At 64.2% G+C, this 7,946-nt stretch carries 6 protein-coding genes and 2 pseudogenes; 5 read left to right on the top strand and 3 right to left on the bottom strand.

Annotated elements, in window-relative coordinates; genetic code table 11:
- The 3 genes and pseudogenes from ACHFFZ_RS02405 to ACHFFZ_RS02395 all read right to left on the bottom strand — a co-directional run.
- Positions 1 to 597: pseudogene (locus tag ACHFFZ_RS02405) on the bottom strand (vitamin B12-dependent ribonucleotide reductase); the annotation flags it as partial.
- 78 nt (positions 598 to 675) lie between these two features.
- Positions 676 to 1,140 (bottom strand): transcriptional regulator NrdR, encoded by a 465-nt coding sequence (nrdR, locus tag ACHFFZ_RS02400; RefSeq protein WP_394275068.1) that lies wholly within the window; start codon positions 1,138 to 1,140, stop codon positions 676 to 678.
- A gap of 250 nt (positions 1,141 to 1,390) precedes the next feature.
- Positions 1,391 to 1,813: a DUF2752 domain-containing protein gene (locus tag ACHFFZ_RS02395; RefSeq protein WP_394275067.1), complete on the bottom strand. Its 423-nt coding sequence runs from the start codon at positions 1,811 to 1,813 to the stop codon at positions 1,391 to 1,393.
- Positions 1,814 to 1,950: 137 nt separating this feature from the next.
- On the opposite strand from ACHFFZ_RS02395, the gene ACHFFZ_RS02390 reads away from it, so the two are divergent.
- The 5 genes and pseudogenes from ACHFFZ_RS02390 to ACHFFZ_RS02370 all read left to right on the top strand — a co-directional run bounded on the left by ACHFFZ_RS02390 (position 1,951) and on the right by ACHFFZ_RS02370 (position 7,887).
- Positions 1,951 to 2,562, top strand: a complete 612-nt coding sequence (locus tag ACHFFZ_RS02390; RefSeq protein ID WP_394275066.1) for an RDD family protein — start codon at positions 1,951 to 1,953, stop codon at positions 2,560 to 2,562.
- Positions 2,563 to 3,027: 465 nt separating this feature from the next.
- Positions 3,028 to 3,660: a hypothetical protein gene (locus ACHFFZ_RS02385; protein ID WP_394275065.1), complete on the top strand. Its 633-nt coding sequence runs from the start codon at positions 3,028 to 3,030 to the stop codon at positions 3,658 to 3,660.
- Between the two features lie 60 nt (positions 3,661 to 3,720).
- Positions 3,721 to 4,954: pseudogene (locus tag ACHFFZ_RS02380) on the top strand (IS3 family transposase).
- Positions 4,955 to 5,371: 417 nt separating this feature from the next.
- On the top strand, positions 5,372 to 6,925 hold the full coding sequence (locus ACHFFZ_RS02375) for an IS1634 family transposase (RefSeq protein WP_394275064.1): 1,554 nt from the start codon (positions 5,372 to 5,374) through the stop codon (positions 6,923 to 6,925).
- 122 nt (positions 6,926 to 7,047) lie between these two features.
- Positions 7,048 to 7,887, top strand: coding sequence for a hypothetical protein (locus tag ACHFFZ_RS02370; RefSeq protein WP_394275063.1), 840 nt, complete (start codon positions 7,048 to 7,050; stop codon positions 7,885 to 7,887).
- The last annotated feature ends 59 nt before the right edge of the window (positions 7,888 to 7,946 follow it).

The following is a 7,946-nucleotide window of genomic DNA, read 5'->3' as shown; positions in this document are numbered from 1 at the left end:
CAGCTCCTTGCTGGAACGGATGCGGGACAGGTTGAGGCCGGCGCCGGAGCCGCCCTTGAAGATGAAGCCCTCCTCCTTGTACCAGTTCAGGATGGAGTCCATCGAGTCCTCGACGCTCAGGATGAAGCAGGCGCTGACCTGCTGCGGGCTCGAGGTGCCGACGTTGAACCAGACGGGCGAGTTGAAGCTGAAGTACTGGTGCAGCAGCATCCAGCACAGCTCCTCCTCGAAGACCTGGGCGTCCTTCGCGGTGGCGAAGTAGCCGTTGTCCAGGCCGGCCTTGGAGTAGGACTTCACGACGCGGTCGATGAGCTGCTTCAGGCCGGTCTCGCGCTGCTCGGTGCCCAGGGCGCCTCGGAAGTACTTGGTGGTGACGATGGTGGAGGCGTTGAGGCTCCAGAAGTCGGGGAACTCGACGCCGTTCTGCTCGAAGACGGTCTCGCCGGTCTTCCAGTTGGTCTGCACGACGTCGCGCTTCTCCCAGCTCACCTCGTCATAGGGGTGGGTGCCCTCGGTGGAGAAGACGCGCTCGATGGTCAGGCCGGTGGCCTTCTTGGTGGCCGGCTGGCGACGCGCCGTCCTGCTGGTGTCGGTCATGCTCTTCCTTCTCCTTGGGGGTTTTGTTCCATGTGACGGCTGGCCGATGCGACGGCCAGCGGGGTTCTTGGGTGGTGCTCAGGCCGGGTCGGAGACCGGACCGGAGCTGCGCAGTCGCGCGATCTCGGCCTCGAAGTCCTCGACTCCCTGGTAGTGCTGGTAGACGCTGGCGAAGCGCAAGTAGGCCACCTGGTCGAGTTCGCGCAGCGGCTCGAGGATGGCCACGCCCACCTCGTCGGTGGGGATCTCGCCCTGCCCGCTGGCGCGCAGGGTCTCCTCGACGCGCTGGCCCAGGCGGGCAAGGTCGGCCTCGCTGACCGGGCGACCCTTGCAGGCCTTGCGGACGCCGTTGACCACCTTCTCGCGGTTGAACGGCTCGCTGACCCCGGACTTCTTCAGCACCGAGAGCTGGACCTGTTCGATCGTGGTGAAGCGTCGCTCGCAGGCGGGGCACTGGCGGCGCCTGCGGATGCTGCAGCCGTCGTCGGCGGCCCGAGAGTCGAGCACGCGTGAATCGCCGTTGCGGCAGAAGGGGCAGTGCATGGCCAGGCCTCCGTTCTGGGTCGGGGCATGCCGCTGTGGGGGCAGGCAGAAGCCCTGCCCGGGGGCATGCAGGATGTGTCGGCTGTGGATGGACTTGTGGACGCGGTGTGGACAAGTTGCCGCTTGAACCACAACTTGTGGGCTGTTCAACCACCCGCAACCACTAGATATGGACAACCGTAGGTCCACCCCCGCTCAGAATCAAACTGGACACGCCAGCACCATCCATGCCTGTTCGGGGATGGACGGATCAGCCCAGGTTGCGGACGACGGTGAAGACAAGCAGGGGTGCCGCGGACCACAGCAGCACCCGGTCGAGGGTGATGGGAGCCCACCGGCGCAGCGGCCTGGGCGCCGGTCCACCGAGCGCCTCGACCGTCCAGGCGGCCACGCAGACCGCCAGCAGCAGCCCCGCCAGGATGGCGACCGGATTGGCCGCCCAGGCGTGGCCGAATTCGCCGTGCAGCAGGTGGATCCCCGCGGTGGTGGCGCCACAGACCGGGCACAGCAGACCAGTGGCGGCACGCAGGGGACACGGCAACCCGCGACCCCAGACCGCGACCAGGAGGCCTTGGGCCAGGCAGAAGCCACCCAGTGCGGCGGTACGTCGCAGGGCATCGCGGGCATCGAAGACACGATCAGTCTCCACCGGCGACACCCAGTCCTGACTCATGCCCACCATCCTCCCCTACTGAAGATTGACCAGACTCGCGCCACTGGCCGCCATTGAACCGGCCGAGCACCTAGCATCATCTGCGACAGAGTCCTGGAACTTCCCCGGACCCCCGGACCCGACGAGCGGAGAGCACCGTGACGAACCCACCCAACAACCCCTGGCAGCAGGGGCAGCCGGAGATGAATCCCCCGGCCGATTCCCTGGGCCAGCCTGCCGCCGACCCCTACGGCCAGCCCGCGGCCAATGCCTACGGCCAGCCCGCGGCCGATCCCTATGGCCAGGCCTACCCGGCCTATGGCCAGCCGGCAGGCCGCACGGCCAACCTCGCCGGATGGTTCAAGCGCGTCGGCAGCCACGTCATCGACTGGCTTCCCTACACAATCCTGAACCGGATCGCTGACCCCATGGTTGGTGGGTACGACCCGATGACCCAGACGGATCGGGTTGGCACCAACCCGACCCTCGGATGGCTCCTGATGGTGCTGGGCTTGGTCTGGTTCCTCTACAACATGGTCTACCGCGACGGCAAGACCGGCCACTCCATCGGTCGTCAACTGCTGGGCACCAAGCTAGTCAGCGAGGCCGACGGCCAGCCAATCGGCATGGGCAAGGCGCTGCTGCGACAGATCTGCCACATCCTCGACACGATCGTCTGCCTCCTGGGTTACCTGTGGCCGCTGTGGGACGCCAAGAAGCAGACCTTCGCCGACAAGATCATGAAGACGGTCGTCATCGACGAGCGCTGACACCAGTCGGCAACGTCGCCGCTGCGAAACCGCCGAGGGCTCCGGCGTTAGCCGGGGCCCTCGGCGTGTCATACCTCCCAAACCACCCCACGAAGCAGGACAGCCTGTCCCGCGTCAAGCTTTCTGGCAGGCCAGTTATGAGGGCATGATCGGCGTCTGAGAGCAGGAGGAATCGGCCACGGGACGACCACCGGTGTTCAGTCCGGAGACCATGACCAGGATCGTGCGGAGCGTGCTGGCTGGTGAGGTGTCGGTCGCCGGGCGGCCGTCGAGCTGCTGGTCTGGAAGAAGAGCGCGGAGGGTCGGCTGGGCTCGTCGAAGACCCCGAGGTAATCCGGATCGACGAGGGAATCTCGACTGCGAGGTTCTGTGAGCTGCTCGACATTCCCGAATGGCCCTGGCGACGCTGGCAGACACGAGCCCGCTCCGGGAAACCAGTCAAGGGCCCGTGGCCGGCCCCATCGCGTGACCAACACCGAGCCGCTGTGGTCGCGATGGCCAGCAAGCGCCCTCCTGGGGCACCGCAAGATCTGGGCCATGGTCCGACACGACGGGCACCTTGTTTCGCCGTCGATGGTGTTGCGGATCACGGCCGACGAAGGGCTCCTGCTCCACGCTGACTACCAGAAGCAGCGCCGAGAGTTAACCGAGCAACGCAAGGCCGACTTCGCCGCGCCACCCACCGGGCTGAACCAGGTCTGGCAGTTCGACTTCTCCGAATACGAGACCACAGGCGGCGGGAGCTGGCGGGTCGCTGGGGTCGCGGACTACTACTCGACGTACGAATTCGGCTGGCACTGGTCACCGACCGCGAACCAGCACGATGCGATCGCCGGCGTCGAACGCGCCCTCGCAGAGGCCGAAGCCATGCTCGGCGGCGGCAGCCTGGTTGATCACCTGACCGACCCCACCACCGGTGTGATCTTCCCGATCACGCTGGTCACCGACAACGGTGGACCGTTCAGGTCGTTCCGTTTCGAGCACATCATCACCGCGCATCCGGAGCTCAGACATGTTGGGACTCGCGTCAGGACTCCCGGGCAGAACGGGGTCCGAGATCGGGCCTTCCAGTCCTTGAAGTACGAGCGAGGGTCCTGACCCCGGGTTGTGGACACGTGGAATCCAGCATGGGCTGAAGGAAGCGAGATGATCAGGATCATGGCCAGGAAGCACTACTCGATGGAGTTTCGTCAGCAGGCCGTTGACTTCTACGAGACCACACCCGGCGCGACGTTGAAGCAGATCGCTGGGGAGTTGGGAGTCTCCCGTGGGGCCCTCTCGTTGTGGGTGAAGGACTTGGGCAACGGTGTGAGCTCTGGTGAGGAGGCCGCCGCGGCTACACCCACTGCGGGTGAATCGCCTGCTGCTCGGGTCGCCCAGCTGGAAGCGGAGAACGCGCAGTTGCGGGCGGACAAGGCCGAGGTGGAGACCGAACGCGACATCCTGCGCAAGGCGGCGCAATATTTCGCCGGGGAGACGAGCTGGTGAATCGCTTCTGGTTCGTCGCGACCACCAGGCCACCTACGAGGTGAAGCGGTTGTGCCAGGTGTTGGAGTTGTCCCGCTCGGCGTTCTACGCTTGGCAGAAGGCGGGCCCGGCCCGTCAGCAGCGCGCCGAGGCCGACGCTCTCCTGGCTGCACGGATCCGCGCCGTGCAGGACCGGAAGACTGGTGAGGATCCTGCCTATGGGGGCACCGAGGGTGAGCGTCGGACTCAACACGGCGCCAAGCCTGAGGACCGGATCAACCATAAGCGCGTCGCACGGGTGATGCGCGCCCACCAGCTGGCGGGGATCCGGCTGCGTCGCAGGGTCCGCGCCACCGTTCCGGAACCGGCTGATGAGAAGTTCAGTGACCTGCTGCGGCGGGGCTTCACCGCCGAGAAGCCAAACCAGCGCTACGTCGGAGACATCACCTATCTGCCACTGGCCGATAGCGGGAACCTCTATCCGGCGATGGTGATCGACTGCTACTCCCGGAAACTGGCCGGCTGGGCGGTCGCGGACCACATGCGCACCGAACTGGTCGAAGACGCCCTGAAAACCGCTGCTGTTGAGCGCGGCAGTCTCCAGGGGGCGATCTTCCACTCGGATCATGGGTCGGTCTACACGTCGAAGGCGTACGCCAAGCTCTGCAAGGGTCTCGGGGTGGCCCAGTCGATGGGGGCCGTGGGGACGAGCGCCGACAACAGTCTGGCCGAGTCGATCAAAGCCACCCTCAAACGCGAACTCCTCGCCGGAAACCCCGCCTTCGCTGGGCCCGAGTTGTGACGCCGTCAGGTCTTTCGCCGGGTCACGCGTTAGAACACCCGCCGTCGCCATTCCTGATGCGGCTACCTGTCCCCGAACACTTACGAGGCCCGCCGGGCCACTACGCTCGCAGTCGCAGCGTAATCAATCACCACCGTGTCCACAATCCGAGGTGAAGGCCCCGGCTCTACCGCCAACAGATCGACGACGCGCTCAACCTGGTCCGCGAAGCCGATGCCTACCGCGTCGAGTTCAACACCATTCGACCCCACGAGCACTTGGCCTGGAACCGGCCATCAGAGGTTCACCACGGTCTGGCCGCCCCCACCAGTCCACGCCCATGCTCTTCGTCGCCTGAAGAGGGACATAGGGACACCCTTTTGCGACACGGCATCATCAGCGACAGGCCATGGGAGAACTCGAAATCCTAGAGTTAACGTCGAAATTCCGACCTGACTTGGACCTCTTGGGGTGATTTGGGCGGGTTCACGCGGTGAATGTTCTTGTCATGGGGTTTTGTGTGGTGGTTTCAGGGCACTAATCGCTGGGTAGGATCGGGGTGTGAGCCCGTATCTGCGCAAGGTGAAGACTGCTTCGGGCGCGACTGCGGTGCAGATCGTGGAGAAGACTGCGGGTGTTCGCCGGATCGTGGAGCACCTCGGCTCGGCCCATGACGAGGCCGAACTGGCCGCGCTGATGACCGCCGGCGGGGAGAAACTGACCGCTCCAGACCAGGCGATGCTGGACTTCGGCGGCCCTACAGCCATGCAGCCAGCGGTGGTCACGGGCAGTCGATCAGCGGTGCTGGTCGAGGCGATCCAGACGGCATGGTCCGCGCTGGGCTTCGACCAGATCCGGGACGAGGCCTTCTTCCAGCTCGTCGTGGCTCGTCTGGTGGAGCCGACCTCGATGCTCGACAGTGCCCGGGTCCTGGCCGAGTTGGGTATCGATCCGGTGCACCGCTCCACCATGAAGCGATGTCTGCGCCGGATCGCCGAGCGGGCCTATCGCGACCAGCTGGCCACCGCCTGTTACCAGCACGCCACCCAGCATGGAGATGCGGCCCTCGTGCTCTACGACGTCACCACCCTGTACTTCGAGGCCGAACGCGAAGACGAGTTGCGCAAGGTCGGGTATTCGAAGGAACGCCGGGTCGATCCGCAGATCATCGTCGGGCTGCTGGTCGACCGGCACGGGTTCCCGCTGGAGATCGGCTCCTGGGAAGGAAACAAAGCCGAAACCCAGACCATCATCCCCACCATCCAGGGCTTCAAGGCCCGTCACCAGCTGGGCGATGTGGTGGTCGTCGCGGACGCGGGGATGCTGTCGGTGGCCAACCTGCAGGCCCTGCACGAGGCCGGGCTGGGGTTCATCGTCGGCTCTCGCCCCATCAAGGCCCCCGGCGACCTCGCAAAGCACTTCCACTGGCACGGGGACGCGTTCACCGACGGGCAGCTGATCGATACCCTCACCCCACGGGACAAGACCACCCACGCCACGACAGCCAACCCCGTCAAGAAGCGAGTCGAACCGGTCTGGGGCCTGGAGGAGTATCCGCATTCATGGCGGGCCGTGTGGCACTACAGCCACACCCGCGCCCTGCATGACCGCCGCACACTCACCTTGCAGGAGAACAAGGCCCGAGCCGTCATCGCGGGTGAGAAGACCGCACGATCGCCGAGGTTCGTGACCACCAGCAAGGGCACCAGCGTGTTGAACGAAGACGCGTTGGCCCGGGCGAAACGCCTTGTCGGGCTGAAGGGCTACGTCACCAACATCCCCACCAGCTCCATGCCGGCCCAGAAGGTCGTGGACAGCTACCACGACCTGTGGCACGTCGAGCAGTCCTTTCGGATGTCCAAACACGACCTGCGGGCCCGGCCGATCTTCCACCACCAGGCCGAGGCCATCGAGGCGCACCTGACCATCGTGTTCGCTGCGCTCGCTGTCGCCCGCTGGCTCCAGACCACGACCGGGCTGAGCATCAAACGCCTCGTCCGCCTGCTCCGGCCGCTGCGTGAAGTCACCATCCAGATCGCTGGGCAGACCATCACCGCCGACCCAAGAATCGACGCCGACACCGCCAAGTTCATCGAGAAGATCTCAGGGCACTAAAAAGGTCCAACTCAGGTCCGACAGAGCAAGATCCCGGGCAGCTCTTGCCTCACGAGAGTCCCCGCAGCAAGACTTAGAGACGTCAGGCGGCGTGGCCTGGCTACAACATGGAAGGAATAGCGATGTATCTCAGGAAGCTCGCCCCGATCGCGCTTGGTGTACTCATCGCAGGAACTACAACCCCCTGCTTTGCCAATGCCGAGGACGACACCATCAACGCCCCCGCGGATCACACAATCGCCAATCTCATCCGAAATGTCGACAACTCACCAACCACTGGAACACCCAGCAGCACAGGAAACTCCATCAATACAGCAGTAGGCCGAGTTCGTGTTAGCATCAATGACTCTACCGCATCGCCTACCAGCGGAGGATTCACGAAACTGGAAGGGAGGGGGACTGACGTTTTCGCCCGCGAGATCAGCGGCGGAACGCAGATGATTTCAGTCCACAAGGACCCCACCAACCTTACTCAAACCTATAGCTTCGTGGGTAAAGGGCTGAAAATCAATGCCGATAGGACGGTTTCAGTCACCGAAACGACCCCAGAAGGAGCCGTCATCGAGGTTGCCACCATTGCAGCGCCTTGGGCAGTTGATCGCCGCGGATCAGAGGTAGCTACCCATTTTAGGGTATCCGGGGATCAACTCATCCAATCAATCACACCGACCTCCGCAACGCAATTCCCGGTAATTGCTGACCCCAGAATCTCCACCAAGTACGGCGTCACCACTGTTTCATTTTCTCGATCAGAGACGAAGAAGATTGGAGCCGCAACCGCAGCTTGTAGGGACATCGTTGGCCCAATCCCGAAAGTTGGGGGTGCACTCAGCGCCTCTTGCGCAGTGTTCAACGTCGTCGCAGACCAAGCCCTGAGCCGCGGCAAGTGTTTGCAAGTTAAGGTCATTCCAATTCCTGCACCTGCAAGCGTCATCCCATGGATTGGAACTTGTTACGCATAACAGTCACGAACCATAAGCCACCAACTTCCGGCCTTCAGCGAAGTACGTGGGCCGACTAC

The sequence above is a fragment of the Luteococcus sp. genome (assembly GCF_043424415.1).
GTDB lineage: Bacteria > Actinomycetota > Actinomycetes > Propionibacteriales > Propionibacteriaceae > Luteococcus.
Note: the sequence above shows the minus strand (reverse complement) of the source record. Positions and strands in the feature narration are given on the sequence as shown.

Excerpts from the sequence above, each read along its gene's own strand:
- nrdR (WP_394275068.1), bottom strand. The coding sequence starts at position 1,140 with ATGCACTGCCCCTTCTGCCGCAACGGCGATTCACGCGTGCTCGACTCT.
- ACHFFZ_RS02395 (WP_394275067.1), bottom strand. The coding sequence starts at position 1,813 with ATGAGTCAGGACTGGGTGTCGCCGGTGGAGACTGATCGTGTCTTCGAT.
- ACHFFZ_RS02370 (WP_394275063.1), top strand. The coding sequence starts at position 7,048 with ATGTATCTCAGGAAGCTCGCCCCGATCGCGCTTGGTGTACTCATCGCA.